This is a genomic window from Polaromonas sp. CG_9.5 (genome assembly GCF_035984465.1).
Lineage (GTDB): Bacteria > Pseudomonadota > Gammaproteobacteria > Burkholderiales > Burkholderiaceae_C > Polaromonas.
Genome location: NZ_JAXCHR010000001.1, coordinates 186,129 through 211,092, shown reverse-complemented (window position 1 = coordinate 211,092; position 24,964 = coordinate 186,129). Strand labels below are relative to the sequence as shown.

Annotated in this window: 27 protein-coding genes; 17 read left to right on the top strand and 10 right to left on the bottom strand. The window is 60.3% G+C overall.

Translation table 11 applies throughout. The features are described 5' to 3' along the window. Nucleotides 1–12: 12 nt before the first annotated feature. Nucleotides 13–684 carry an arylformamidase gene (gene kynB, locus RCH06_RS00990; RefSeq protein WP_327079561.1) on the bottom strand — a complete coding sequence of 224 codons (672 nt, stop codon included), beginning with the start codon at nt 682–684 and terminating at the stop codon, nt 13–15. Between the two features lie 205 nt (nt 685–889). Between kynB and RCH06_RS00985 the strand changes: the two genes are divergently transcribed. The 4 genes from RCH06_RS00985 to RCH06_RS00970 all read left to right on the top strand — a co-directional run bounded on the left by RCH06_RS00985 (nt 890) and on the right by RCH06_RS00970 (nt 4,231). Beyond that, nucleotides 890–1,642, top strand: a complete 753-nt coding sequence (locus RCH06_RS00985) for an SDR family oxidoreductase (RefSeq protein ID WP_327079560.1) — start codon at nt 890–892, stop codon at nt 1,640–1,642. Between the two features lie 174 nt (nt 1,643–1,816). Continuing rightward, complete coding sequence (locus RCH06_RS00980; protein WP_327079559.1) at nt 1,817–2,107, top strand: FeoA family protein; 291 nt, start codon at nt 1,817–1,819, stop codon at nt 2,105–2,107. Further along, entirely contained in the window at nt 2,104–3,993 is a 1,890-nt protein-coding gene (feoB, locus tag RCH06_RS00975; protein ID WP_327079558.1) for a ferrous iron transporter B, read from the top strand. The genes RCH06_RS00980 and feoB overlap by 4 nt, the downstream gene beginning before the upstream one ends. A gap of 1 nt (nt 3,994) precedes the next feature. Then, the gene (locus RCH06_RS00970; RefSeq protein WP_327079557.1) at nt 3,995–4,231 is read left to right on the top strand and encodes a hypothetical protein; all 237 of its coding nucleotides are present in this window, start codon (nt 3,995–3,997) and stop codon (nt 4,229–4,231) included. 26 nt (nt 4,232–4,257) lie between these two features. Here RCH06_RS00970 and argF read toward each other — a convergent pair whose 3' ends face one another. Both argF and RCH06_RS00960 read right to left on the bottom strand, forming a co-directional pair. Further along, entirely contained in the window at nt 4,258–5,187 is a 930-nt protein-coding gene (gene argF / locus RCH06_RS00965; RefSeq protein WP_327079556.1) for an ornithine carbamoyltransferase, read from the bottom strand. Nucleotides 5,188–5,196: 9 nt separating this feature from the next. After that, nucleotides 5,197–6,411, bottom strand: coding sequence for an aspartate aminotransferase family protein (locus tag RCH06_RS00960; RefSeq protein WP_327079555.1), 1,215 nt, complete (start codon nt 6,409–6,411; stop codon nt 5,197–5,199). Nucleotides 6,412–6,663: 252 nt separating this feature from the next. Between RCH06_RS00960 and RCH06_RS00955 the strand changes: the two genes are divergently transcribed. Then, complete coding sequence (locus RCH06_RS00955) at nt 6,664–6,981, top strand: DUF3579 domain-containing protein (RefSeq protein ID WP_327079554.1); 318 nt, start codon at nt 6,664–6,666, stop codon at nt 6,979–6,981. Between the two features lie 248 nt (nt 6,982–7,229). On the opposite strand, the gene rpsT is transcribed toward RCH06_RS00955, so the two are convergent. Together rpsT and RCH06_RS00945 are read right to left on the bottom strand one after the other, a co-directional pair. After that, nucleotides 7,230–7,550, bottom strand: coding sequence for a 30S ribosomal protein S20 (gene rpsT / locus RCH06_RS00950; RefSeq protein ID WP_327079553.1), 321 nt, complete (start codon nt 7,548–7,550; stop codon nt 7,230–7,232). Between the two features lie 115 nt (nt 7,551–7,665). Next, entirely contained in the window at nt 7,666–9,813 is a 2,148-nt protein-coding gene (locus RCH06_RS00945) for a TonB-dependent receptor family protein (protein WP_327079552.1), read from the bottom strand. Nucleotides 9,814–10,069: 256 nt separating this feature from the next. Between RCH06_RS00945 and murJ the strand changes: the two genes are divergently transcribed. The 6 genes from murJ (at nt 10,070) to RCH06_RS00915 (ending at nt 14,497) form a co-directional block, all read left to right on the top strand. Beyond that, a complete protein-coding gene (gene murJ, locus RCH06_RS00940) occupies nt 10,070–11,635 on the top strand; it encodes a murein biosynthesis integral membrane protein MurJ (RefSeq protein ID WP_327079551.1) in 1,566 nt (521 codons plus the stop codon). Between the two features lie 94 nt (nt 11,636–11,729). Further along, complete coding sequence (locus RCH06_RS00935) at nt 11,730–12,578, top strand: SirB1 family protein (protein WP_327079550.1); 849 nt, start codon at nt 11,730–11,732, stop codon at nt 12,576–12,578. Nucleotides 12,579–12,764: 186 nt separating this feature from the next. Further along, nucleotides 12,765–13,337: a dCTP deaminase gene (dcd, locus tag RCH06_RS00930; protein WP_327079549.1), complete on the top strand. Its 573-nt coding sequence runs from the start codon at nt 12,765–12,767 to the stop codon at nt 13,335–13,337. 28 nt (nt 13,338–13,365) lie between these two features. Further along, on the top strand, nt 13,366–13,569 hold the full coding sequence (locus tag RCH06_RS00925) for a hypothetical protein (protein WP_327079548.1): 204 nt from the start codon (nt 13,366–13,368) through the stop codon (nt 13,567–13,569). Then, the gene (locus RCH06_RS00920) at nt 13,566–13,787 is read left to right on the top strand and encodes a TIGR02450 family Trp-rich protein (protein WP_327079547.1); all 222 of its coding nucleotides are present in this window, start codon (nt 13,566–13,568) and stop codon (nt 13,785–13,787) included. Before RCH06_RS00925 ends, RCH06_RS00920 begins: the two co-directional genes overlap by 4 nt. Then, entirely contained in the window at nt 13,784–14,497 is a 714-nt protein-coding gene (locus RCH06_RS00915; protein WP_327079546.1) for an SOUL family heme-binding protein, read from the top strand. The genes RCH06_RS00920 and RCH06_RS00915 overlap by 4 nt, the downstream gene beginning before the upstream one ends. A 36-nt stretch (nt 14,498–14,533) precedes the next feature. On the opposite strand, the gene RCH06_RS00910 is transcribed toward RCH06_RS00915, so the two are convergent. Both RCH06_RS00910 and RCH06_RS00905 read right to left on the bottom strand, forming a co-directional pair. Next, nucleotides 14,534–15,418: a DUF2189 domain-containing protein gene (locus tag RCH06_RS00910; RefSeq protein WP_442799571.1), complete on the bottom strand. Its 885-nt coding sequence runs from the start codon at nt 15,416–15,418 to the stop codon at nt 14,534–14,536. A gap of 218 nt (nt 15,419–15,636) precedes the next feature. Continuing rightward, on the bottom strand, nt 15,637–15,975 hold the full coding sequence (locus tag RCH06_RS00905) for a TraR/DksA family transcriptional regulator (RefSeq protein WP_327079545.1): 339 nt from the start codon (nt 15,973–15,975) through the stop codon (nt 15,637–15,639). Between the two features lie 178 nt (nt 15,976–16,153). Between RCH06_RS00905 and RCH06_RS00900 the strand changes: the two genes are divergently transcribed. Beyond that, entirely contained in the window at nt 16,154–17,023 is an 870-nt protein-coding gene (locus RCH06_RS00900; protein ID WP_442799570.1) for a DUF2189 domain-containing protein, read from the top strand. Further along, nucleotides 17,023–17,232, top strand: coding sequence for a DUF2788 domain-containing protein (locus tag RCH06_RS00895; RefSeq protein ID WP_327079544.1), 210 nt, complete (start codon nt 17,023–17,025; stop codon nt 17,230–17,232). The genes RCH06_RS00900 and RCH06_RS00895 overlap by 1 nt, the downstream gene beginning before the upstream one ends. Nucleotides 17,233–17,512: 280 nt before the next feature. Here RCH06_RS00895 and RCH06_RS00890 read toward each other — a convergent pair whose 3' ends face one another. Next, nucleotides 17,513–18,232: an outer membrane beta-barrel protein gene (locus RCH06_RS00890; protein WP_327079543.1), complete on the bottom strand. Its 720-nt coding sequence runs from the start codon at nt 18,230–18,232 to the stop codon at nt 17,513–17,515. 270 nt (nt 18,233–18,502) lie between these two features. Then, nucleotides 18,503–19,450 carry a delta(1)-pyrroline-2-carboxylate reductase family protein gene (locus RCH06_RS00885; protein WP_327079542.1) on the bottom strand — a complete coding sequence of 316 codons (948 nt, stop codon included), beginning with the start codon at nt 19,448–19,450 and terminating at the stop codon, nt 18,503–18,505. A gap of 140 nt (nt 19,451–19,590) precedes the next feature. Between RCH06_RS00885 and RCH06_RS00880 the strand changes: the two genes are divergently transcribed. From RCH06_RS00880 to galE, 4 genes are all read left to right on the top strand, one after another. Next, nucleotides 19,591–19,977 (top strand): hypothetical protein, encoded by a 387-nt coding sequence (locus tag RCH06_RS00880; RefSeq protein WP_327079541.1) that lies wholly within the window; start codon nt 19,591–19,593, stop codon nt 19,975–19,977. A 79-nt stretch (nt 19,978–20,056) separates the two neighbouring features. Further along, nucleotides 20,057–20,899, top strand: a complete 843-nt coding sequence (locus RCH06_RS00875) for a 2-keto-4-pentenoate hydratase (protein WP_327079540.1) — start codon at nt 20,057–20,059, stop codon at nt 20,897–20,899. A gap of 123 nt (nt 20,900–21,022) precedes the next feature. Then, nucleotides 21,023–21,913 carry a KPN_02809 family neutral zinc metallopeptidase gene (gene ypfJ / locus RCH06_RS00870; RefSeq protein WP_327079539.1) on the top strand — a complete coding sequence of 297 codons (891 nt, stop codon included), beginning with the start codon at nt 21,023–21,025 and terminating at the stop codon, nt 21,911–21,913. 160 nt (nt 21,914–22,073) lie between these two features. Next, nucleotides 22,074–23,051: a UDP-glucose 4-epimerase GalE gene (galE, locus tag RCH06_RS00865; RefSeq protein ID WP_327079657.1), complete on the top strand. Its 978-nt coding sequence runs from the start codon at nt 22,074–22,076 to the stop codon at nt 23,049–23,051. Nucleotides 23,052–23,142: 91 nt separating this feature from the next. Here galE and RCH06_RS00860 read toward each other — a convergent pair whose 3' ends face one another. Next, nucleotides 23,143–24,948: a TRAP transporter large permease gene (locus RCH06_RS00860; protein WP_327079538.1), complete on the bottom strand. Its 1,806-nt coding sequence runs from the start codon at nt 24,946–24,948 to the stop codon at nt 23,143–23,145. Nucleotides 24,949–24,964 lie beyond the last annotated feature (16 nt).

Here is a 24,964-nt window from a genome sequence, read left to right as displayed (position 1 = left end):
AGCCTCTTTTTTTCAGGGAAGTTCGCGCAGGATGGCGCGAACGGGGGATGCATCGGCGCAGGTCAGCTTGAGCGGCAGGGCGATCAGCTCGTAGTCGCCTTCGGGCACGTCGTCGAGTACCAGGTTTTCCAGCACGCGCAAATGGTGCTTGAGCAGCAACTGGTGGCTGGGCAAGTCCTGGCTGGTGGCCGGGTCGACGCTGGGCGTGTCGATGCCGACAAGCACTATGTTTTTGGTAGCTAGCAGCGCAAGCGTAGCGGGCGCAAAGGCCGTAAATGATGCCCAGGACTGGCTGGCGGTGCGCGCCGTGCGCACCAGCACGCGGGGCGGCAGGTTGTGCAGCGCGTGGGCGATGTGCGCAGGTTTGATCAGCGGGCCGCAGTCAAGGCAATGGATGACGCGGCAGGGGCCGAGATAAGGCTGCAAATCGACGGCCCCAATGGCAGCCGCGCCGTTGGCGTAGTGCATGGGCGCATCGGCATGCGCGCCGGTGTGCGGCGACAGCGTGATGCGGTTGACATTGACCGGGCAGCCGGGCGCGAGTGAAAAATGCAGCTGCTGTGAATAGGCGGTGTCGCCCGGAAAAACTGCGGCATCGGCGTCTACTGCGGGCGAGATGTCCCAGATTTTCAAGGGCGTGGGGCGGGCAGTTTGGGCGCTGAAAGGGGAGGCAGAATCGGTCATGGCCTGAAGGTAGCATTGCCAAAAAAGCCGTGGTGTCGGTTATTTCCAACAGCGTCTGAAATAGTTGAAGCTTCAAGCATGGGGCTGAAAACTGGGCTTGAAGCGCAGGCCGGATTGCCGCGCGCAGGCTCGGGCAAAATCGCCCTTCGGGGCTGACCCTCAGCCTTCGTCCTCTTCACAACCCACGATACAGACAAAGGCTTCCATGAATTCAAATGACAAAGTGGCACTCGTGACCGGTGCCGGCACCGGCATTGGCAAGGCCGTCGCGCTGGCGCTGCTGGCAGCGGGCTACCGTGTGGTGCTGGCCGGACGCCGCATTGAGCCGCTGGAAGAAGTCGCCAGCGCAGCAGGCCGCGACCGCATGCTGCCGGTGGCCACCGATGTGAGCCGGCCCGAGTCGGTCGATGCGCTGTTTGCCACGATCAAGGAAAAGTTTGGCCGCCTGGACGTGCTGGTCAACAACGCCGGCGTGAATTCGCCGCGCGCCGGCTTTGAAGACCTGACGTTCGACCAGTGGCAAAACGTCGTCAACATCAACCTGACTGGTTCCTTCTTGTGCGCGCAGGGCGCTTTCAGGCTGATGAAAGACCAGTTGCCGCAGGGCGGCCGCATCATCAACAACGGCTCCATATCTGCCCATGCGCCCCGGCCCAATTCAGCGCCTTACACATCCACCAAGCATGCCATCACCGGCCTGACCAAGGCCATTTCGCTCGATGGCCGCAAGTACAACATTGCTTGCGGACAAATTGACATTGGCAATGCGCTGACCGAGTTGTCGGCGCGCATGGCGACCGGCGTGCCGCAGGCCAACGGCGAAATCGCCATCGAGCCGATGATGGACGCCAGCGAAGTGGCCGACGCCGTGGTGCACATGGCCGCGCTGCCTTTGACCACCAACATCCAGTTCATGACCATCATGGCGACGAAGATGCCGTTTGTCGGTAGGGGCTGACACGGGCGCGCCAGGCATTTTCTGGAACGCCTTCGATAGCTTGAAGCGCCAGCCAGGCCGGGGCTTTGATGTGGCCAGATGACCTGGATCAAATAAATTCAGCACAACGGCGCACACGCTGGTATCCGCTACTTCTATAATGAGAATCATTTTCATTTAAAAGTGCGGCACACCATGACTTTGGCCCATTTCCCCTCGGGTACGGCAGACATCGGACTCGATGAATTGCCGCGTCGCATGACCGCGCAGGTGCTCAGGCTGATGCCGGCAGGCGATGACGAGGAGCGCGAAGTCTTGCTGCGCCTGCTGGAAATCGGTTTTTTGCCCGGCGAGCCGGTGCAGGTCATGGCGCGCGGTTTTCCCGGTAATGACCCGCTGGCGGTGCGCGTAGGGCACACGACGTTTGCTTTGCGCAGCCATGAGGCCGCCTTGATTCGTGTTGGTCCACTGACAGTCGCTGCATGACCGCCGCTGTCAATGCCGTCGGCGGGCCGCTGCGGGTGGCGCTGCTGGGCAACCCCAATTGTGGCAAGACCGCGCTGTTCAATTTGCTGACCGGCAGCCGCCAGAAGGTCGCCAACTATGCCGGCGTGACCGTCGAGCGCAAGGAAGGCCAAGTGCTGACGGCGTCCGGCCACCGCGTCATGGTGCTCGATTTGCCCGGTGCCTACAGCCTCAATGCCCTGAGCGCTGACGAAGCCGTGACGCGCGACATTGTCATTGGCCGGCGTCCCGGCGAGCCCTTGCCCGACCGGCTGGTGTGCGTGGCCGATGCGACCAATTTACAGCTCAATTTGCGGCTGGTGCTGGAAGCGCGGGCGTTGGGCTTGCCGATGGTGTTGGCGCTGAACATGAGCGACGCCGCGCGCCGCGCCGGCATCGTCATTGACAAGGCGGTGCTGTCGCGCGAACTCGGCATGCCGGTGGTTGAAACAGTCGGCGTGCGCCACGATGGCGCGCAGGAGTTGCTGCGCTTTTTGGACGACTGGCCTGCGCCCGGCACGAAGCCCGACGGCATTGCCGCCTGGCAAGCACCGAGCTTCGACCAAGTCATGGACACCCAACTCGAAGTTCGCCGCATCATGCGGCTGGCGGTGCAGTCGCCGCCGGACAGCCTGAACACCGACGATGCCATTGACCGCATCGTGCTGCATCCGCTGTGGGGCATGGCGCTGCTGTGCGTGATCTTGTTTTTGATGTTTCAGGCCGTGTTCAGCTGGGCCAACCTGCCGATGGACGCGATCAAGTCAAGCATGGAATGGCTCTCTGGCGAGCTGCGCACGTACATGCCCGACGGCGTGCTGCAAAGCCTGCTGATCGATGGCATTCTGGCCGGATCGGGGGGCGTGCTGGTATTTTTGCCGCAGATTCTCATCCTGTTCTTTTTCATTCTGGTGCTTGAAGATTCGGGCTATCTGCCGCGCGCTGCTTTTCTGCTCGACCGCGTGATGGGCAGCGTCGGCCTGTCGGGGCGCTCGTTCATTCCGCTGTTGTCGAGCTTTGCCTGCGCCATTCCGGGCGTGATGGCAACGCGCACGATTACGCACTGGCGCGACCGGCTGGTCACCATCATGATTGCGCCGCTCATGACCTGCTCGGCGCGCCTGCCGGTGTATGCGCTTTTGATTGGCGCGTTCATTCCCGAGCGCACGGTGGCGGGCATCTTCAACCTGCAGGGGCTGGTGATGTTTGCGCTGTATGTCGGCGGCATCGCCAGCGCGATGGCGGTGGCGGCGGTGTTCAAGCTGTGGCGCGGCCATGCACGGCCAACGCCGCTGATCATGGAGTTGCCCGCCTACCGGATTCCCAGTCTGCGCCAGCTGGCGATGGGGCTGCATGAACGCGCGATGATTTTCCTCAGGCGCGTGGGCGGCATCATTCTGGCGCTGACGGTGATTCTGTGGTTTTTGTCGACCTTTCCTGCGCCGCCCGCAGGTGCAGTTGGCCCGGCGATTGAATACAGCCTGGCCGGGCGTCTGGGCCATGCGTTGCAGGTGATTTTTGCGCCCATCGGGTTCAACTGGCAGATTGCGATTGCCCTGGTGCCGGGGCTGGCAGCGCGCGAAGTGGCGGTCGGTGCGCTGGGCACGGTGTATGCGCTGTCGGCGACGGGCAATGACGTGGCGTCGGCGCTGGGGCCGGTGATTGCGCAGACCTGGTCGTTGGCCACCGCCTTGTCGCTGCTGGTCTGGTATGTGTTTGCACCGCAGTGCATCTCCACGCTGGTCACGGTGCGGCGCGAAACCAACAGCTGGCGCTACGCCTTTTTCATGGCGGGCTACATGTTCGGGCTGGCCTATGGCGCCAGCTGGATCACGTACCGGCTGACGTTGTTATGGGGAGGTACTTGAGATGCTGCAGCAATGGATCGCTGGAATCATGGTGGCTTTTGCCGCTGCTTATGCGCTGTGGTACTGGATGCCCGCCGGCCTGCGTCGCCGGCTGGGGCGGGTGCAGAAAAACCTGGGTGAAAAGCCGGGTTGCGGCGCATGCAGCAGTTGCAGCGGCTGCGGCACGACGGGTAAACCCGCTGCAGCGGCTGGCGCTGAAGGGCAACGGCAGCCGCTGTGGATGAAACCGGAGCGTTGACAGCAGGGGTTCTACTCCATTCCTTTTTACAGGCGGCCCAGCAACAAAAACTCCATCAACGCCTTTTGCACATGCATGCGGTTTTCGGCCTCGTCCCAGACCACGGACTGCGGGCCATCGATCACGTCGGCCATGACTTCCTCGCCCCGGTGCGCGGGCAGGCAATGCATGAACAGCGCATCGGGCTGGGCCGCGCGCATCATGTCGCTGTCCACGCACCAGTCGGCAAAGGCCGTTTTGCGGGCTTCGTTTTCGGCTTCAAAGCCCATGCTGGTCCAGACATCGGTGGTGACCAGATCAGCGCCGGCGCAGGCCTGCATCGGGTCTTTGAAGACCTGGTAGCTTTCAGTCGAGCGAATCCCCGCAATCGACTGGTCTACCTCATAGCCGCCGGGCGTGCTCAGATGCACCTTGAAACCCAAAATTTCGCTGGCTTGCAGCCAGGTGTTGGCCATGTTGTTGCCGTCGCCCACCCAGGCCACCGTCTTGCCCTGGATCGAACCCCGGTGTTCGATGTAGGTAAAGATGTCCGCCAAAATCTGGCACGGATGAAATTCGTTGGTCAGGCCGTTGATGACCGGCACCCGCGAATGCTCGGCAAAGCGCTCGATCTTGGTCTGCTCGAAGGTGCGGATCATCACCAAATCCACCATGCGGCTGATGACCTTGGCGCTGTCTTCAATCGGCTCGGCGCGGCCCAGCTGGCTGCCCTCGGTGGTGAGGTTCACCACCGTCCCGCCCAGCTGGTACATGCCGGCCTCAAAGCTCACGCGGGTGCGGGTCGAGGCTTTCTCGAAAATCATTACCAGCGTGCGGTCGATCAGCGGCTGGTGTCTTTCGTAGGCCTTGAATTTTTTCTTGATCAGCGCGGCACGTGCGAACAGGTAAGCGTAGTCATCAGCGTTCAGGTCGCTGAACTGCAGGTAGTGCTTGAGCGGGGTGGGGGGGCCGGCCATGGTCATGGGTTACGCGCCTTCCTGCAGCAATTGCTTGATGAGAGGGCACAAAATCGCCACGACTTCATCGGCCTCAGCGGTCGTCATGATGAGCGAAGGCACCATGCGGATCACGGTGTCGGCGGTGACGCTAATCAAGAGGCCGTTTTCAGCCGCGCGGCTGACCAGCACACCACAGGGTTTGGTCAGCTCCACACCCAGCATCAAGCCTTTGCCGCGCACTTCCTTGAAACCCGGCACGCCGCCCAGTTCCCGCCTCAAGGCTGCCTGCAAATGGTCGCCCACCACCACCGCGTTGGCCATCAGGCCTTCTTCTTCCATGATGCGGATGGTTTCCACGCCGGCCCGCATCGCCAGCGGATTGCCGCCAAAGGTGGTGCCGTGGTTGCCAGGGCCAAAAATATGCGCCGCCTTGGGGCCGGCCACCACGGCGCCCACCGGCACGCCCGAACCCAGCCCTTTGGCCAGCGGCATCACGTCCGGCTTGATGCCGGCCCACTGGTGCGCAAACCATTTGCCGGTGCGGCCCATGCCGCACTGCACTTCATCAATCATCAGCAGCCAGTCGCGCTCGTCGCACAGCGCGCGCACCTGTTGCAAATACGCGTTGTCCATCGGATGAACGCCGCCTTCGCCCTGAATGGCTTCAAAAAACACAGCGACTACATTCGGATTGCCTTCGGTGGCGACTTTCAGTTCGTTGATGTCGTTGATCGGCACGCGAATAAACCCCTCCACCAGCGGGCCAAAACCGGCCTGCACTTTCGGGTTGCCGGTGGCGCTCAGGGTGGCGATGCTGCGGCCATGAAAGGCTTTTTCATAGACCACGATTTCGGGGCGCTCAATGCCCTTGTCGTGGCCGAACTTGCGCGCCAGCTTGAGCGCCGCTTCGTTCGCTTCCAGCCCGGTTGAGCAGAAAAACACGTTTTCAAGGCCCGACAGTTCCACCAGCTTGGCCGCCAGCGTTTCCTGCAGCGGCACATGGTAGTAATTGGAGCTGTGGATGATTTTGCCGACTTGGTCGCGCAAGGCGGCCACCAGCTTGGGGTGGTTGTGGCCGACGGTGTTGACTGCAATGCCGCCCAGCGCATCGAGGTAGGACTTGCCGTTCACATCCCAGACGCGGCAGCCCTGGCCGTGCGACAGTGCGATGGGCAGTCGGCCATAGGTGTTCATCACGTGGGGGGAGGTGGCTTCGATGTGATCGGGCGGGGCAGCGGTCATGGGAAAACTCCGGAACAGTAGCAAACAACAAAGTGGCCGCGACAAATTGAGCGGGTCAGCAGTTTATTTTAGGCGCAGACTTCGCGCGCTTTCGTGACGATGCCGCATCACTGTCATGCGCGTTGCGCACAGTGTCAACACCGCCTGAAAATGGCGCTGATAAGCGCTGAGTCTTATATAAGATAGAATTGTTGTGCGGCGCAGCATGGGGGTTTATCCTTACCTCAGGCCCGCACCAAAACCTTCCATCAGATGGTCTCCAATTCCCCCAAAGAAGTCTTTATCCAGGGCATTACGCATGATGGCAAAACCTTCCGGCCCAGCGATTGGGCCGACCGGTTATGCGGCGTCATGAGCCAGTTCCGCCCCGGCGGACCGCAGCTCGGCAGTCACCTGACGTACTCGCCTTGGTGCGTTCCCACGGTCGTCAACGGCGTCAAATGCGTGGTGGTGAATGCTGAACTGCGCGATGCAGAGCCGATGGCCTGGGACTTCGCCCTCAATTTTGCCAAAGACAACGACCTGCAAATGGTTGAGGCCTGCCTGATTCCTGATCCGCCCCGGCGCTGAGACTTGCGGGCGACTTGGGTTGCATGAGTCCGCCCGTCGTCAGTGGACAAAAACAAGCGGATTTTGCATTAAATAGCATTCTTTTGCAAGCAGGGCGGGTGCAAGCAGCTATTTTTTTGATAGCAAATAAAAAGATTCGCCCATAAAAAAACCGCCAGAAGGCGGTTTTTTACTTTTGCTGCAGCGCACCCGACAAAACGGCAGACTGGTTTTGTTGAGAAATCAGTCCGGGCGATTTGCCTGAATGATCAGGCGGTGGCGGTTTCCGGGGCGGCTTTGAGGGCCAGGGCTTTCACCTTGGCAGACAGGCGGCTCTTGTCGCGTGCTGCCTTGTTCTTGTGGAAGATGCCCTTGTCAGAAATCGTGTCCACAATGCTTTGGGCCTTGGCGAACAGGTCTTTGGCTTTGTCTTTGTCACCGGCCAGAACAGCTTTTTCAACGTTCTTGACAGCGGTGCGGTATTTGGAACGCAGCGAGGTGTTCGCGGCGTTGAGTTTGACGTCCTGGCGGACGCGTTTGCGGCCGGAGGCGAGGCGGGGGTTCTTTTTCTTGGGTTTGGCGGTTGCCATAATAAATTTCCTTTAATCCTGGGAGGAGTCTGTGGATGATGCAGCAAAGCCCGCGATTATACGATGGCGACGGTTTCGTCTGGCTTCTTGGCGTTGTGTGCCTGCGCTGAACAGCTCAAAACACACTACGCACACCAACAAACAGCCGCCGCCCCGGCGCTGCCTCGAAATAGCGGCCATTGTTGTCATTGACGATCAGCGAGCCGGCATAGGCCTTGTCCAGCAGGTTGTCGATGCGGCCATACACCAACAGCTTCGCGCCATTAAAGCGAAATTCGCGGCTCAGGCTCGCATTGAAAACGGTGTAACCCGGCGCTGCGTCGGCGTTCAGGTCGTTGACCCACGTCTTGCTTTCCAGACGCGTTTCCAGACCGGCCTTGACCGATTCGGTGAGGCTGGCCTGCACATCGGCGAACAGGCTGTGCCGGGGCGCACCGGGCAGACGGTTGCCGGCGGGCACCGGGCCTTGCGCACCGGCGTAGGCCGACTCGAAGCGTGCATCGAGCAGCGTGTAGGCCAGGCGCGTGTCCAGACCGCCGGCCCAGTGGGCCGACCACGACGCTTCCAGGCCGCGCCGGGTGGTCTTGTCGGCATTCTGGAAGACCGCCCGGCCGCCGCTCGACAGCGACGACACGATTTCGTCCTTGCTTTGGGCTTCAAACAGCGCCGCGTCAAAACTGTGCGGGCCGCTGCGTAGCTTGACGCCGACTTCGCCCTGTGTGCTTTTGGACGGCTTGAGCGCAAAGTTCGGCCCCGGCGCGCCGCCCGGCCGGTAGGCGCTTTCGGCCAGCGTCGGGGTTTCAAATCCGGTGCCCAGGTTGGCGTACACATTGAGGGTTTCGGCGGCATGCCAGACCAGACCAATGACGGGACTGGTGTTGCGGTATTCGACGCGGCCACTCGTACTTTTGGCCGCCGGGTTGAAGCGGTCATCGACACTGAACTTCACCCGGCTGGCGCGCACACCGGCAATCGCCTGCCAGTCGGGCGAAAAGGTCCAGTCGATCTGGCCGAACACATCGTTGTTGCGTGCGGTGTCGTCTTCGTTGCGGCGCAACGGGCCGTTGTTGCCGGCAATGTTGTCAAAGCCCTTGCGGGTTTCGCGCAGCTGGTCGGCCTCGACGCCCACTGTCCAGCGCACCGGCAACTGGTTCACCTGCATCGCATGCGTCCAGCTGGCACCGACGCCACCGTAGCTCCGGTCCAGGTTCACCACGCCATTGGTCTGGAAGGCCAATTTCTGGTCTACCTGGCGCGTGCCGCCATAAACGCGCGCATTGAGCGTGTCGCTGGCGGTCAGCTTGTGCTCGACCACCAGCCCGGCTTGGCTTTGCTCAATGGTTTTGCGGGTGTTGAAGGTGATGGCGCCCGGCACCACCTGGCGCGGGTTTTGCTGGAACTGCGAACGCGTCAACCCGAGCGGGTCTTCTGCCAGCGGCTGGCGGAACAGGTTGACGATGCCGGTAATCGTGGTGTCAGCCGACGGCTTGGCAACCACCTTGGCATTGAGCTGCTCGCGCCGGGCCGCGCTGTGGTCGCGAAAACCGTCGGTTGAATAGCGCGACACATCCAGCAGCCCGCCCAGCGTGTCGCTGCCGCCCGCCATGCCGGCGGCGATGTGGCGCTGGCCGTCCGAGCCGACGCCGGCGGACAGGCTGTACTCGGGCTTGTCCGGCGTCACCGGCGGGTTTTTGGTGAATACCTGCAGTACGCCGCCCGCCGCGTTGCCGTAGAGCTGCGCTAACGGGCCGCGCAGCAGTTCGATGCGCTTGGCCGAGGTCAAACTGGCAGTGGCCGCCTGGCCCTGGCCATCGGGCATGGTTGCCGGAATGCCGTCGACCAGGATGCGCACGCCGCGCACGCCAAAGGTCGAGCGCGTGCCAAAGCCGCGCACCGACACCTGCAAATCCTGCGCAAAGTTTTGCCGGTCCCGGATCTGCAGGCCGGGCACGCTGCCCATCAGTTCGGACAGGTTGACCAGCGGGGAGGCGGTGCGAAACGGATCGACCTGCACGGCGTCAATCGCGCCTGGCGCATCAAAGCGGCGCTGCTCGGCCCGGCTGGCGCTGATGACGACTTCTTTCAGGGACGGGCCGGGTTGATCCTGCGCCTGCGCGCTGGGCGCAAGCAGCGCGGTGGCAAGCCATGCCGCAGCGGCCTGTGCGACGCCATGGCGTGAAAAGACCGGCGGGGCCAGCGCCGCCGACGGGGTTTTTTCGCTGACGCTTGGCAGGCTGCTTGCACTGATCGTGAAAGATTTCATCGTTTTTTAGCTTGAAGTGTCTGAAGGGCTGTCAGTCTTGACGGGGTGATTCTTGACGATTTTCGCCGGCCAGGCTTAACCTTTTCCTGGCGCACCCGTCAGTTGATGGGCTACCGGCAGCCGCGCATCGGGAACGACTGCTGCCGGCCCGTCAGTTGATAATTCTCAACCTTGCGCGGTTCTGAATCTGCGCCACCCACCAATTCCCCATCACCTGAGCGCCCGGCGGCAAGCTGCCAGCGCATAAACTCCTGCCGTGTCACTTTTCAAATCCGCCTCCACCGTCTCCCTGTTCACACTGATTTCCCGCGTCACCGGCCTGGTGCGGGAATTGCTGATTGCATCCAGCTTTGGCGCCAGCGCCATGACCGATGCTTTCAATGTGGCCTTCCGGATTCCCAACCTGTTTCGCCGCCTGTTCGCCGAGGGCGCTTTCAGCCAGGCCTTTGTGCCGGTGCTGGCCGCCAACAAGGCGCAGCATGGCGAAGCCGAAACCAAGCTGCTGATTGACCGGGTGGCGACGCTGCTGACCTGGATCTTGCTGCTGACCTGCGTGATTGGCGTGGCAGCCGCGCCGCTGCTGGTCTGGGCGATGGCCAGCGGCCTGCAGCAAGAACCGCGTGGCTACGAAGCGGCGGTCTTCATGACGCGCTGGATGTTTCCGTACATTGCCTTCATGTCGCTGGTGGCGCTGTCGTCGGGCGTGCTAAACACCTGGCGGCATTTTGCAGTGCCGGCGGCCACGCCGGTGCTGCTCAATTTTTCAATGATTGGTGCGGCCTGGCTGGGCGCGCCGTGGTTCAACTCGATGGGCATCGAGCCGGTCTATGCGCTGGGCGTGGGCGTGATGCTGGGCGGCGTGCTGCAGTTGGGCGTGCAAGCGCCGGCCCTGCTGCGGCTCGGACTTTTTCCGAAAATTGGGTTCAATTGGTCTGCCGTGAAGGCTGCATGGGCAGATCCAGCTACTAAAAAAATAGCGAAACTGATGGTGCCGGCCTTGCTGGGCGTGAGCGTCGCGCAAATTTCCTTGCTCATCAACACCCAGATCGCCTCGCACCTGGCGCCCGGCAGCGTCAGCTGGCTGACCTATGCCGACCGGCTGATGGAGTTTCCGACCGCCATGCTGGGCGTCGCCATCGGCGTCGTGCTGACGCCGCAACTGGCAGCGGCCAAGGGCGAAGGCGATGCCGCCAAATACTCGGCCATGCTCGACTGGGGGCTGCGCATTGTCGTGCTGCTGGCCGTGCCCTGCGCGGTGGCGCTGTTGACGTTTTCGGAGCCGCTGGTGGCGACGCTGTACCACTATGGCGCTTTTTCTGACCGCGACGTGCAGCAGACCACCACCGCGCTGATGGGCTACGGCGCGGGCTTGCTCGGGCTGGTCGCCATCAAGGTGCTGGCACCGGGTTTTTATGCCAGCCAGAACATCAAGACGCCGGTGAAGATTGCCATTGTTGTGTTGGTCATCACGCAGTTGCTCAATCTGGCACTGGTGCCGTATTTTCAGCATGCCGGGCTGGCCCTGGCGATTGGCATTGGCGCGCTCATCAATGCGTCGTGCCTGCTGGTCGGCTTGATTCGGCGCGGCAGCTACACGCCGGCACCGGGCTGGCTGCTGTTTGGGCTGCAGGTTTTTTCGGCCAGTGCGCTGCTGGGGGCATTTTTGCTCTGGGCCGCCGAGGGTTTCAACTGGATTGGTCTGAAGCAGCACTATTTTCAGCGAATCGGGCTGATGGCGCTTGTGCTGTGTGCCTCTGCTGCTATTTATTTTGTAGTGCTGTGGGTGTCTGGCCTGAAGCTTCGCCAGTTGCTGCGGCGCTGATTGAGCTGCCCCGATTGGCACGCACTTGATGAACCGCAAGCCCGGCTGATCTTTCCGATGCACATCGTGCGCCAGATTGTGAGAAAGTAGCGCCATGCAATTAAATCTGGCCGTCCCGTCACCGCTGCAATATTTCTCAAGCCTCGTGCAAAGCGATGCGCATTTCCCCTTGCTAGAGGCCGCCGTCAGTCTGGCGCAAGACGAATACCCGGAGCTCGATGTGCAGCAGGTGCTGGGCGATGTCGATCAGCTGCTGGCCCGCCTCAAGCGCCGCCTGCCGGGCGATGCGCCCGAGTTGCAGCGCCTGCGCGCGCTGAACCAGTTCTTCTTTCGGGACCTGGGTTTTGGCGGCAATATCAACGACTACTACGACCCCGACAACAGCTTCCTCAATACGGTGCTGCGCACGCGCCGGGGCATCCCGATCACGCTGGCGGTGCTGTGGCTGGAGCTGGCCGTGGGCCTGGGGCTGAATGCGCGCGGCGTGGCGTTTCCGGGGCATTTCATGGTCAAGGTCAATTTGCCCAAAGGCCAGGTGGTGATTGACCCGTTCAACGGCCAGTCGCTGAGCCGCGAAGAACTGGCCGAGCGGCTGGCGCCTTTTCGCCAGCGCAGTCCCATCAGCGAAGAGTTTGAAGTGCCGATGGGGCTGTATTTGCAGTCAGCGCCGCCGCGCGACATCATCAGCCGGATGCTGCGCAACCTGCAGGAAATCCACAAAACCCAGGAAGACTGGCCGCGCCTGATTGCCGTGCAAGACCGCCTGATCGTGCTGCAACCCGACGCCTGGAGCGAATACCGCGACCGGGGCCTGGCTTGGGCAGCCCAGGGCGACGTGGCCTATGCGGTGGCTGATCTGGAAATGTACCTGGCGCATGCCGACGAGGCGCTGGACATTGACGCCATCGCCGAGCGGGTGGCCCAGTTGCGCCGCGCCAGGTAGTGAAATTCACATCAAATACGGCTCTTGCGCTTATCCAGCGTGCGCTGTCAGCTATTTATTTGATAGCTATTTGCTACTGAGCGGTATGCTTGCCAAGGTAACCAAAAGGTCAAAACCAAGGCTTTTGAACCGCGAGTTTCGGGCTTGGCTGCCTACAATCACGGAAAACCCAAGGAACCTTTCCCGATGAGTATCAAAAGCGACAAATGGATTCGACACATGGCCGAAACCACCGGCATGATCGAGCCCTTCGAGCCAAAACAGGTGCGTGAACGCGATGGCCAGAAGATCATCAGCTACGGCACCTCCAGCTACGGCTACGACATTCGCTGCGCCCCCGAGTTCAAGGTGTTTACCAACATCCACAGCACGGTGGTAGACCCGAAGAATTTTGATGAAAAAAGCTTTGTCGACATGCATGGCGACAGCTGCATCATTCCGCCCAACAGCTTTGCGCTGGCCCGCACGCTCGAATACTTCCGCATTCCGCGCAACGTGCTGACCATTTGCCTGGGTAAAAGCACCTATGCGCGCTGCGGCATCATCGTCAACGTCACGCCCTTCGAGCCTGAATGGGAAGGCTACGTCACGCTGGAGTTTTCCAACACCACGCCGCTGCCCGCCCGCATTTATGCCGGCGAAGGCTGCGCGCAGGTGCTGTTTTTTGAAAGCGACAAGGACGATGTCTGCGAAGTCAGCTACAAAGACCGGGGCGGCAAATACCAGGGCCAGGTCGGCGTGACGCTGCCCAAGGCCTGAAGCCCATCTATAAAAGGCCAGAAAATCCATGAGAAATGACGACCCCCGCTGCTGCGGAACCGGCACCTGCATGATCAATGCAGAAGGCCAGTGCTGGTGCGGCCAGCGCTGGGACGGAGAAAAAATGTGCGCGCCGGGTTTGCCTGACGTGCCTTCAGTCGAAGCAGCACATGACGCTGCGGATGAAGCCCCTGCTGAACTCCGGACGGCTGATCGTCAGCCCGGCGCATGAACCCCCTGAATGCCAAAAAACTCCTGCTTTCCAAATGGACAGCGGTGCAGCCCGTGCAAAAGGACAAGCATTTTCTGGTCACGAAGGTGATCGAGCCGCTGGTGGCAGGCGACAACGCAGAGTGGGTAGAGATCGAGGCGGTTTTTTCACGCGCCACGCAACGCGTTGCCTGGCGTGACTTGCAAAACGAAGAAGTCTGGAAACAGGGGTGGGTATGAAATTCGATGACTTGACCTTGAATCCGGCGGCATGGCGTCGCTCCGGGCGCTTTGCCGCCATACTGATGGCCGGAATCACTGCAGGGAGCATGGCGATGGCTGTTGAAGAACCCAGGTTTGATGTGCTGACCGAGGACGGCAGCTACCAGCTGCGCCGCTATGCGCCGGTTATCGTGGCGGAAACGCTGGTTGAGGGCGACATGGACGCGGCATCCGGCAAGGGCTTCAGGGTGATTGCCGACTACATTTTTGGCAACAACACTGTGACGGCCGCCGGGGCTGACAACGCCTCGGCAAAAATTGCCATGACTGCGCCCGTTACGCTGGAGCCGGTGGCCCGCTCCGCAAAAATCGCCATGACGGCCCCGGTCACGGCAGAGCCGGTGGCCGCTGACGCCTCAATGGCGACTGCCAGCCAGTGGCGAATTCAGTTCGTGATGCCTGGCGAGTATTCAATGCAGACCTTGCCCAAGCCGGTCAACCCGGCGGTCAGCCTGCGCGAGCTGCCCGCCCGGACGTTTGCCGTGCTAAGTTACTCGGGCTTGAACACGGACGCCAAGGTGCAGCAAAAAACCGATGAACTGACGGCCTGGATGCGGTCGCGCCAACTGCAGCCCGTCGGCGCGGCGCAGCTTGCACGCTATGACCCGCCGTGGACGCTGCCCATGTGGCGGCGAAACGAGATTCAGGTGGAAGTTAAAAACCCCTGAACTGCTGGCGTTCACAGGCCGTTTTTTACGGTGGCTTCAGTCTTGGGCGGTGACGCTGGCCGGTTCATCAGCTTCCTGCCAGCGTACTGCGCCCCGGTAGGCGTGCCAGGTGGCATGTCCGAGTAGCGGACCGATCACCACCAGGCCCAAACCCCACGGCAGCAGCGCCACGGTAATCAGCAGCGTGATTAATACGCCCCACAGCAGCATCACGCCGGGGTTGGAAAACACCACACGAATGCTGGTGATGGCGGCTGACACGGCATCGGTGTCGCGGTCCAGAATCATCGGGATCGACACCACGGCGGTAGAAAACACCAGCGCCGCAAACATGCCGCCCACGGTCAGGTAAACCCCGATGAACTCCAGGTTCTCAGCATTGAAGATGGCATTGATAACGCCCGTTGTGGACGGCATGCCGGTGTTGAAGAACACCGCAAACACCACCAGCGAAGCGCGGCCCCACAGCAATTCCAGCACGATCAGCACCAAAATCAGCATGCCCATGCTGCGGATATGGCTGTCCCAGCAGGTCAGCGACACGCTCAGTTCGGGCACCAGGCCGAGTTCGCGGCGGCGACTGACTTCATACAAACCCATCGCCAGAAAAGGCCCGACCAGCAGGCAGCCCGAGGCAATCGTCAGCGTGTATTCAGGCTTGGCGCGAAAAACCGCACCGAGTGTCAACGCCATGAGCCAGAAACATGCACCATAAAAAAGGCCAATGCCCGGATGCGCCCGCAGATCGCGGCCGCCAGCGGCTAGCCAGCGAAAAGGCGCGCCAAAACCGAGTTCTGTCATCAGCGCCTGCGGGCCGGTGGGGGGCGGCAGCACATACGGCTCGGCCATGACCGGGAGTTCGTCGGCAGGAGGCGCAGCCGCCAGCGGGCTGCCGTTTGCAGAGGGAGTGGGAGAGGTCATGACGCTTTGTGGAAGGAGGCTGATCTGAATCACCCCCAGACTAACCATTTAGACCTGGCTTGACCATTAGGGAATACCGGGCTGCACACGGTGCAGTCCCTTGCTGCTGACATCGTTGGGCCTGAGGGCAAGGGCGGTAGCCTGCCACAACCACTTTTTCAGGCGAGGGACGAGCAAAAATATATAAATCAGGCGGAGCCCAGATGCTCCACTTTTTCCTAGCACGGGATACAGCGTGTCACTTCGGGGCTGGCCTGCAGCCTGGGCGCAGGAATGCTGACGCCGCAATCCGTGCATTCACCATAAGTGCCTGCTTCAATGCGCGCCAGTGCGGCGTCGAGGGTGACAAGTTCATCGACTTCACGCTCGCCGATGGCGAACTCCAGCTCGCGCTCGGTGGCCACTTGCGCACTTGAATCCTCGCGGCGTTCAAAATGGTCGGCGGCGGCTTGCGCGCGGCTAACCACGCCGCCGCGTTGCACGTTTATTTGCTCAAGCAGGGTGGCGCGAAGGGCGAGTAATTGCTGGCGGTAAGGATTCGTTTGTTGCGGGGTCATTCAGTCGGCTCCTTGGTGGGTACGGGTTCATAATGCGCCCGGATCCCAAGCGCTGTCTTTGACGAGGGTCAACAGTTCTCACGACCTGCTGTGCTTGGGTTGTGGCCCGTGCGGCAGTTGAACAGTTGCCATAGATCAAGTATTGCCGTGAGGTTTGCAGGTAAGCTTCAAGCCCATCGTGTCCCATTCCAACGTTCCTCCTCCTTCACCCCTTCCGCCACCGGCAGCCCGTGGCGCGCTGACCTTGCCAGTCATTCGCAGCATTGGGCTGGCGCAGCCCTTGAGTTGGCTGGTGCGCGGTGCGCAGGACATGCAACGTGGTGGCTGGCTGAGCCTGGCGCATGGCGTGCTGCCGGCGGTCTTTGGCGGCTTGCTGGTGCTGCTGGCGGGCGATCATTTCTGGCTGCTGGCGGGTGCTTTCTCGGGTTTTCTGGTGATAGCGCCGGTGCTGGCTACCAGCCTGTATGCCATCAGCCGAGCCATTGAGCGGGGTGAAGCCGTCAATCTGCAGCTGATTGTCAAGACCTGGACGCGCTGGCAATACTCGCGCTATGCCGTCAGCGGCGGCTACTGGGGCATGGTGCGTTTTGGCCTGCTGCTGGCGCTGGCGGGCACCGGATGGGTGCTGACATCGGCGGCACTCATCACCTTGATGGCGGTCGAGCCTGTCAATACGCCACTGGATTTTTTGCGCCACGTCGTACTGGCTCCCGGCCACTATGTGTTTGAGCTGTGGCTCACCATGGGCGGGCTGCTGGCGGTGCCTATTTTTGCGTCCAGCGTAATTGCTATGCCGCTGCTGCTGGATCGCCGGGTCGATGTGCTGCAGGCGGTGCTGACGAGCTGGCAAGCGGTGCTGACCAATCCAGCTCCGCTGGCTTTCTGGGCCGCGCTGATCATGCTGCTGACGATTTTTGGCCTGGCTACGTTGCTGCTGGGGCTGGTGGTGGTGCTGCCCCTGCTGGGTCATGCCAGCTGGCATGCCTACCGCGATCTAGTAGATGCTAGCCTACTGCCCGAACGCCTACCGCCCGAGGGAGTCGCCTGATGTTCGGGTTTTCGGAAGAGCAGGTCGCAGCTTTCGGCCTGTCATTCGGTGTGGGCGCTTTCATGCTCTATATGCTGTTCATTATTGGCCAGCTGGCATGGTCGTCCAAGGCCGGAAAGTTTGGCACTTTCGTGATCTTTCTGGGGCTGGCTTTTGGTATGGTGGGCTTTGTCGCCAAGTACGTTATTCAGTGGATACTGGAAAAGTAGGGCGTCTGACCAGAGCTTTTGAGTTTTCGCCTTGCAGGGCTGAAGTGGCTATTGCGTAAGGCTTATCAATAATCAACTGTCGCTGTGTTTGCAATGTGGGCGTTGCAAGCTGCGGCTTGATGTAGCAATGAAGCCATTCCCTGAATGCTGGAGTTCAGGGAATAGAAAAGGACTGTAATCACCGGATACGGGAAACTCCCTCGCCCCATACCAGCACGCTAAAAAAGCGGCAGGTTTGAGGTGGAGTTTGCTGGATCAGGTCATTTACAGCGCTCGATTTTTAGTTGCGGTCTGGCTTGGTTGCACGTATAGGTGCCATATAAGGCGCTGGGGCAGGTTGCACAGGCATCGCAGCTGGTGCTGGCGTCACGGCGACAGGCTCAGGGGCAACATAAACAGGTGCCACATAAGCCGGTGCTACGTAAGGCGCTGGAGCTTGTGTTCTGCCGTCAAAATAGATGTTCAAGCCGGCCGAGACGACCCAGTCACCTACGTCGCTCGCACTTTTGTACCCAATCACACCAGTTTTGTTGTTATGCCACTGGTAGCGTACATCCGTGCGGAAGTCAATATTCTGGCTCAATTTCTTGGTAAAACCTAAACCCGCTTTGATGAGCAAGTTGTCGTTCCTCGCGTAAGGGCCATATGGGCGGGCTTCCAGGGCATAAGCGAGTCCAGCCACTGCGTAAGGAGCAAAGTCTGGATTGCGATTGAAAAAGTAGAGCGCATCAACGCCGATGCTGCCTTGGTCGTCGTCATTGCCAATATCACTACTGACGAACCTGAGACGTTGGACGCCAAATTCCACGTTCCACTTTTCATTCAATACCTTGCCAACTGCCAAACCCACACCTGCGCCTGTGTTTGCGCCGCGGACACTGTCGTTCAGAGTAACTCCCACCGTTGGCGCAATGTACCAGCCGGAATCGGTGGCCTGAGCAAAGGCGGCAGTTCCGGACAAGCCAAGAACAATGGCGGCGGCGAGGGACGAGATTTTCATAATCACTTTCAATCAGGTTAATGAACAACGGGTTACGACGTTTTCACGGGCGAACCAATGTTACATGCGCGGCGTCTTCAAGAGAAGGTTTATTTTTACCATATTTACTGAAAGATTCTTTCTGTTTTTATGCAGGGTTTTCCTGTTTACAAGTGATTTTCTTCAGGTAAACGGCGGTTGTGGGGGTATGCATGATTCACGCTACTGCTGGAAATGGTGTGAATCATGGCCTTTTCATGAATTCTGAAATACGCTGTGCAATGACGCGTTTCAAAAAGCTTGGGCTTGTTCCTGTAGGGCTGTACGGGCCGCTGCAAGATCCCACCCCGCCCAGCCACAGCTTTTGAACAGCACCGGCCCCTTGATTTCAAAAGCCGGACTGCGTACCACGTCTGCCAAGCTGGCAAATCGGGCGACTTCGAGCCCGGCCTGAAGCAGGTCACCGGCCTCATGTCCGGCATCGGTGGTGTCCACTACCACTGTGCCATGTTCGGCCATGTATTGGCACAGGCTGGCGCTCAACTCCACCATCTCTGGTGTAAACGCCCCCACGGCGGCTATAAAACCGTCTGGCCGTGGCAGTGCGCTCAACACTACCGCGCTGGCGGGTGTGCAGGTGACTGCCATTGGGCACTCTGCCAGCGCCGCATTGGCATCCGTCGCTACGCGCGCCTTCAGGCCCAGCGCCTGCGCGTGCGCCACCAGCCGTTCGGCGCTGGCTGCACTGCGTGACGCAATGAAAAATTCCGTGATGCCCATGCCTTCAGCAAATGCTTCCAGATGGGATTTTCCCTGCACGCCCGCACCGACGATGAGCACCGGCCCCTGTTTGCAAGGGGCCAGTCGTTGCGCCGCCAGCACCGAAACCGCCGCCGTACGCCGCGCCGTGATCGTCGGGCCGTCCAGCACCAGCCTGCGTTCCCCCGAGGGCACATCAAACACTACCACGTCGCCCTGAATCGTTGCTCGGCTGCTGCCTGTATTGGCGGGCGTGAAGGTGATCAGTTTGGTGATGGCCGTGCGCGCATCAAGCGCCGGCATCACAAACAGGCTGCCACCGCCCGCCAGCGGCAGCACCAGGCGCGGCGGAACCTGAACATCGCGGTCTTGCAGCAGGCTGACCAGTTCTTCCAGCAGCTTTGGATACGGCAAGCGCTCGGCAGTCTGCGCCGGGTTTAGAAGTTGCGAAGAGGGGGGGTTAGGGGGTGCAGAAGTCATGCCCTGATGCTAAACCGTTCCACTTGCAGGACGTTGCCCGGGAAGACGCTTTTATCCTACAAATTAACGCGCAAATTACCGAAACTCGCTTTCAGCTTCGACATTTAGCATCGACACAGCAAAAAATTCGGAGTGGAGCCATGTTTTCTGAGCGTGTGGAAAAAGTAGACACGATGCCTTCTAAGGTGCTGTTTGGAGTAGCTGCGGGCCTTGTATTTCTATGCCAGCTGGCGGCGCTGGCGTTGGTCGCCAACGGCCAGGTTGAAAAAGCCCATGTCCGCGATGCTTATTACAGTTATGCCCAAACAGAGATGGCAGACTGCTCAAAAACCTATTCGGGGCCAAAGCGCAACCAATGCATTGAGCGGATCAATGCCACTATCAATCCGTACTCGACCTACACCAGTTCGTTTGAGGCGCAAGCCCATTCTCCAGTCATTCAGATGGCAGACCAAAGCGCAAGCGTGATGCCGTCTGCAACACGCGCGGTGCAGGGCTTCATGTCGACTGCTTTTGCCAGCCGCTAATGCGGCGCATCTGGCGGCCTGAAAACCGGAATATGCATCGCACCGCATCAGCAGCGCCCCAATTGACTATTATTTGCTCATGAATGACTGCCATGCCTCGCTTGACCTGCTGACTGATCTGGCCGATGCACGCTTTAATTGCCGCCCGCTGAACTGGTCACCGACCGTTCCTGCCAGCTTGAGCCAGGCCTATGCGCTTGCGCTCGCAGTGCGCCAGGCCCGCACTGCCCAAGGCGATGTGCCGGTGGGCTACAAGGTGGGTTTCACCAACCGCAGCATCTGGCCGCGTTATGAGGTGTACGCGCCCATCTGGGGAACGGTCTGGCAAAGCACGATGACTCAGGTGGCACCCGACGCGCCGAATGCAGGCGTGCTGTCACTCGATGGCTTGTGCGAGCCGCGCATCGAACCCGAAATTGTTTTTTGCCTGCGCGCTGCGCCGCCGTCCGATTGCACCGCAGAGCAATTGGTAGCGTCGCTTGACTGGGTGGCGCATGGTTTTGAAATTGTCCACACCCATTTTGCCCACTGGAAATTCACGGCAGCGCAAGCCGTGGCCGACGCCGGTCTGCATGGCCTTTTGCTGGTCGGGCATCGCATTCAACTACCTGCCGAAACGCCTTCCCTGCAGGTGATTGAGCAACTCGCCAGCTTGAAGCTGCGTTTGTACGGCGACGGCGGGCTGAAAGATGAAGGCAAAGGCGCGAATGTGCTGGACGGTCCGGTGCAGGCGCTGCTGCATTTTGTCCGGGAATTGCGCGCGAACCCTGGCGCGCCCGCGCTGAAGGCGGGTGATGTGGTCACCACGGGCACGCTGACAGACGCCCATCCAGTGCAGTCAGGTCAAACATGGCACACTGAAATTGACGCACAGGGTGACATCGCCGGTGCGCTGGAAGGGCTGGCAGTTCGTTTCAAATAGCTTCCTGTTTACCGGCATGAGTGCGCATAAAACCATGCCATCGCCTGCTTTAATTTTATCTCGCGCTGACTTGGCGGTCGTCAAGACCACAGTCAGCGCACTAACACTGTATTTGGAGGCACCATGAAATGGGAAGGCAATCGTGAATCTGACAACGTCGAAGACCGGCGCAGCGATGGCGGAGGCGGTTTCGGCGGCGGTGGCGGCCTGTTGGGCGGGCGCAGCATCGGCATTGGCACCATCGTGGTGGCGCTGCTGGGCGGCTGGGTATTCGGCATCAACCCGCTCACTATTCTGAACCTATTGAGCGGTGGCGGCGCGCCCACAGCGCAAGTGCAGCAGCAAACGCCCGCACAAAAGCCACCCGCCGATGACCGCATGGCCGCTTTTGTCTCTACCGTGCTGGCCGATACCGAAGATGTCTGGAAAGACGTGTTTGCCAAAGGCGGCGCCACCTACAAGGAGCCCCGGCTGGTGCTGTTTCGCGGTGCCACGCAAACCGCTTGCGGTCAGGGTCAGGCCGCGATGGGGCCCTTTTATTGCCCCGGCGACCAAAAGGTCTACATCGACCTCGGGTTTTATGAAACCCTGAAAAACAAGCTCGGTGCGCCCGGTGATTTTGCACAGGCCTACGTGATTGCCCATGAGGTCGGCCACCATGTGCAGAACCTGCTGGGCATCAGCGGCAAGATGGATCAGATGCGCGGCCGTGTCAGCAAGGCCGAATACAACGTCCTGAGCGTGAAGCTGGAGCTGCAGGCCGACTGCTTTGCCGGCGTCTGGGCCAACCATGCCCAGAGCGCCCGCCAGATTCTGGAGCAGGGCGATGTGGAAGAAGCCATGAACGCCGCCGCCAAAATTGGCGACGATGCGCTGCAGCGCTCTGGCGGCGGCGCGGTCGTGCCCGAGAGTTTTACCCACGGCACCAGCGCCCAGCGCCAGCGGTGGTTTGATGCCGGTCTTAACAACGGCAGCGTCAAGGCCTGCGATACCTTCAGCGCCCGGAATTTATAAGCTGTCAGGTTTTCTTGGAGGCGTAATGCATTTTTCAGGGACCCATTGTTGCAAAGGTCAACGATTTAAGTACTCCTAAATTTATAGCAGACAACGACCGTCTGTATTGCGCATGGGGCTGATTTCGTCATTGCTATGTTGAAATCAGGCAGCTAGCTATATCGGCAGCCACACCTGCGTTGCGCTGATCGAAGCGGGTTTTACGCCCATCATTCTTGACAATTTTTCCAACAGCCATCCCGCCGTGCTGCAGCGCCTGGCGCAAATCACCGGCAGGGCGGTCGTGTGCGAACAAGGCGATGTGCTCGACACGCCTTGGGTTGAAGCAGTGCTGCGCCGCCATCAGGTGGCTGGCGTGATGCATTTCGCCGGCGACAAGGCGGTTGGCGAAAGCGTCGCCCAGCCGCTGAAGTATTACCGCAACAACATCAGCGGCGCGGTCAGCCTGCTTGAAGCGATGCAGGCTGCAAATTGCCAGACGCTGGTGTTCTCCAGCAGCGCCACGGTCTATGGCGACCCGGCCTCGGTGCCGATCACCGAAGATTTTCCGCGCCAGCACACCAATCCCTATGGGCACACCAAACTTGTGATTGAAGACATGCTGGCGGCGATGCAGGTGGCCGATCCGGCCTGGCAGTTGGGCGTGTTGCGCTATTTCAACCCGGTTGGGGCGCATCCGAGTGGTCTGATTGGCGAAGACCCAAGCGGTATTCCCAACAACCTCATGCCTTTTGTCGCGCAGGTGGCGATTGGCAAACGGCCTTTCCTGAATGTCTATGGCAACGACTACGCCACGCCAGACGGCACCGGTGTGCGGGACTACATTCATGTGCAGGACTTGGCGCAAGGGCATGTGGCCGCTTTGCAGCGCTTGCTGCAAAGCGGCGAGAGTTTTACCGTCAACCTCGGAACCGGGAGCGGCAACAGTGTGCTGGAAGTGGTGAAAGCGTTTGAGCTGGCCAGCGGCCGGCCTGTTCCCTGTCAGATGGCGGCCCGCCGCCCTGGCGATGTGGCGCAGTGTTACGCCTACCCGGCGCTGGCGCAGCGCCTGCTGGGCTGGCGCGCGGAGCGCACACTGGCCGACATGTGTACCGATGTCTGGCGCTGGCAAAGCGGCAACCCGAATGGCTATCAATGAGTCGTTGCGAAATAGTTAAGCCGTTAAAAAAAGCCCTTTCGGGCTTTTTTTAATTTGGCAATCAGTCAAGCCAGACGAGGCCGCTCAATCGCTATTTCTTCACTTCTGGCGCGGTGTCGCTTTTGGGCTTGAACAGCTCGCTGTCCTCGATAGCCGGTGCATCCAGCGGTTCTGGCTCGGGCATCAGACCGCCTGGTACCTCGGCCCCATTACCCGTATCCGGGGTGGCCATTTCGGCCGCTTCCGACTGGTTGACGTCGGCTTCCATCTGCAGCCGGATTTTTTCCATATCAACCACTTTGGGCTTTTCAATTTCGCTCGACACAATGCCCGGAAACGCAATGATCAGGCCGACCATGATGATCTGGATCACCACAAAAGGCACTGCGCCCCAGTAGATTTGCATGGTCGTGACCGGCTGGATCAACTTTTTGGTCACGCGGTCGGTATACGGCAGGGTAGGCGCGACGCTGCGCAGGTAAAACAGTGCAAAACCAAACGGCGGATGCATGAACGATGTCTGCATGTTGACGGCCAGCAGCACGCCGAACCAGATCAGGTCAATGCCCAGCGCCTGCGCCACCGGGGCCAGCAAAGGCACGACGATGAACGACAGCTCAAAAAAGTCCAGGAAAAAAGCCAGGAAAAAGATCAGGATGTTCACCACGATCAAGAACCCGACCTGACCGCCGGGCAGGCCGGTCAGCAAATGCTCGACCCAGCGCGGGCCATCGACACCCTGAAACACCAAGCTGAAAATCGTCGAGCCAATCAGGATGAACACCACAAAGCACGACAGCTTGGTGGTGGTGTTGAGCGCCTGCTTGAGCAACGAAAGGCTCAAACGGCGACGCACCAGCGCCATGATCAGCGCGCCCAGCCCCCCCATTGCGCCGCCTTCGGTTGGCGTGGCCACGCCCAGAAAAATCGTGCCCAGCACCAGAAAAATCAGCAGCAGCGGCGGAATCAGCACAAACGTCACGCGCTCGGCCATGCGCGACAGCAGCCCCAAACGTGTCACCTTGTTGATGACCGCAATCACGAAAGCCAGCATGACGCCCACGCACAGCGACACGACGATGGTTTCGTCCTTGGGCACGCTGGTCACCAGTTCACCGCTCCACCAGGTGTGGACATCGGCAATATGCCGGCCAAAAAAGATGGCTGCGCCCGCGCTCACGATCGTCAGCAGCAGCAATGAAGGCGTGCCGCTGGAGCCGCTGGGCTCCCGAAAAATACGCGCTTCCAACGGCAGCGCCGGCACCCATTTCGGTTTGAAAATGGCCAGCAGCATCACATAGCCGGCATAAAAACCGGTCAGCAAAAAGCCCGGCAGAAACGCGCCCTTGTACATGTCGCCCACGCTGCGGCCAAGCTGGTCGGCCAGAATAATCAGCACCAGTGACGGCGGAATAATCTGCGCCAGCGTGCCAGAAGCAGCAATCACACCGACGGCAATGCGCCGGTCATAGCCATAGCGCAGCATGATGGGCAACGAAATCAGGCCCATCGAAATGACCGACGCCGCCACGACGCCCGTGGTCGCCGCCAGCAACGCGCCGACAAAAATCACGGCCAGCGCCAGACCGCCGCGAACCGGACCAAACAGCTGGCCAATCGTGTCCAGCAAATCCTCGGCCATGCCGCTGCGCTCCAGGATCAGGCCCATCAAGGTAAAGAAAGGAATGGCCAGCAGCGTGTCGTTTTGCATGATGCCGAACAGGCGCAGCGGCAGCGCCTGAATCAGCGCTTCGGGCAGCAAACCCAGCTCGATGCCAATAAAGCCGAAGAACAGTCCGCAGGCCCCCAGGCTGAACGCCACCGGAAAACCTACCAGCAGAAAAAGAAAAAGGCCCGCGAACATGATCGGGGCAAAGTTTTGGCTCAAAAATTCCACGTGTGTCTCCTGCTAC

What these genes read in the sequence shown, in the direction of transcription:
- kynB (WP_327079561.1), bottom strand. Translation starts at nt 684, where the DNA reads ATGACCGATTCTGCCTCCCCTTTCAGCGCCCAAACTGCCCGCCCCACG.
- RCH06_RS00985 (WP_327079560.1), top strand. Translation starts at nt 890, where the DNA reads ATGAATTCAAATGACAAAGTGGCACTCGTGACCGGTGCCGGCACCGGC.
- RCH06_RS00980 (WP_327079559.1), top strand. Translation starts at nt 1,817, where the DNA reads ATGACTTTGGCCCATTTCCCCTCGGGTACGGCAGACATCGGACTCGAT.
- feoB (WP_327079558.1), top strand. Translation starts at nt 2,104, where the DNA reads ATGACCGCCGCTGTCAATGCCGTCGGCGGGCCGCTGCGGGTGGCGCTG.
- RCH06_RS00970 (WP_327079557.1), top strand. Translation starts at nt 3,995, where the DNA reads ATGCTGCAGCAATGGATCGCTGGAATCATGGTGGCTTTTGCCGCTGCT.
- argF (WP_327079556.1), bottom strand. Translation starts at nt 5,187, where the DNA reads ATGGCCGGCCCCCCCACCCCGCTCAAGCACTACCTGCAGTTCAGCGAC.
- RCH06_RS00960 (WP_327079555.1), bottom strand. Translation starts at nt 6,411, where the DNA reads ATGACCGCTGCCCCGCCCGATCACATCGAAGCCACCTCCCCCCACGTG.
- RCH06_RS00955 (WP_327079554.1), top strand. Translation starts at nt 6,664, where the DNA reads ATGGTCTCCAATTCCCCCAAAGAAGTCTTTATCCAGGGCATTACGCAT.
- rpsT (WP_327079553.1), bottom strand. Translation starts at nt 7,550, where the DNA reads ATGGCAACCGCCAAACCCAAGAAAAAGAACCCCCGCCTCGCCTCCGGC.
- RCH06_RS00945 (WP_327079552.1), bottom strand. Translation starts at nt 9,813, where the DNA reads ATGAAATCTTTCACGATCAGTGCAAGCAGCCTGCCAAGCGTCAGCGAA.
- RCH06_RS00935 (WP_327079550.1), top strand. Translation starts at nt 11,730, where the DNA reads ATGCAATTAAATCTGGCCGTCCCGTCACCGCTGCAATATTTCTCAAGC.
- dcd (WP_327079549.1), top strand. Translation starts at nt 12,765, where the DNA reads ATGAGTATCAAAAGCGACAAATGGATTCGACACATGGCCGAAACCACC.
- RCH06_RS00925 (WP_327079548.1), top strand. Translation starts at nt 13,366, where the DNA reads ATGAGAAATGACGACCCCCGCTGCTGCGGAACCGGCACCTGCATGATC.
- RCH06_RS00920 (WP_327079547.1), top strand. Translation starts at nt 13,566, where the DNA reads ATGAACCCCCTGAATGCCAAAAAACTCCTGCTTTCCAAATGGACAGCG.
- RCH06_RS00915 (WP_327079546.1), top strand. Translation starts at nt 13,784, where the DNA reads ATGAAATTCGATGACTTGACCTTGAATCCGGCGGCATGGCGTCGCTCC.
- RCH06_RS00910 (WP_442799571.1), bottom strand. Translation starts at nt 15,418, where the DNA reads ATGACCTCTCCCACTCCCTCTGCAAACGGCAGCCCGCTGGCGGCTGCG.
- RCH06_RS00905 (WP_327079545.1), bottom strand. Translation starts at nt 15,975, where the DNA reads ATGACCCCGCAACAAACGAATCCTTACCGCCAGCAATTACTCGCCCTT.
- RCH06_RS00895 (WP_327079544.1), top strand. Translation starts at nt 17,023, where the DNA reads ATGTTCGGGTTTTCGGAAGAGCAGGTCGCAGCTTTCGGCCTGTCATTC.
- RCH06_RS00890 (WP_327079543.1), bottom strand. Translation starts at nt 18,232, where the DNA reads ATGAAAATCTCGTCCCTCGCCGCCGCCATTGTTCTTGGCTTGTCCGGA.
- RCH06_RS00885 (WP_327079542.1), bottom strand. Translation starts at nt 19,450, where the DNA reads ATGACTTCTGCACCCCCTAACCCCCCCTCTTCGCAACTTCTAAACCCG.
- RCH06_RS00880 (WP_327079541.1), top strand. Translation starts at nt 19,591, where the DNA reads ATGTTTTCTGAGCGTGTGGAAAAAGTAGACACGATGCCTTCTAAGGTG.
- RCH06_RS00875 (WP_327079540.1), top strand. Translation starts at nt 20,057, where the DNA reads ATGAATGACTGCCATGCCTCGCTTGACCTGCTGACTGATCTGGCCGAT.
- ypfJ (WP_327079539.1), top strand. Translation starts at nt 21,023, where the DNA reads ATGAAATGGGAAGGCAATCGTGAATCTGACAACGTCGAAGACCGGCGC.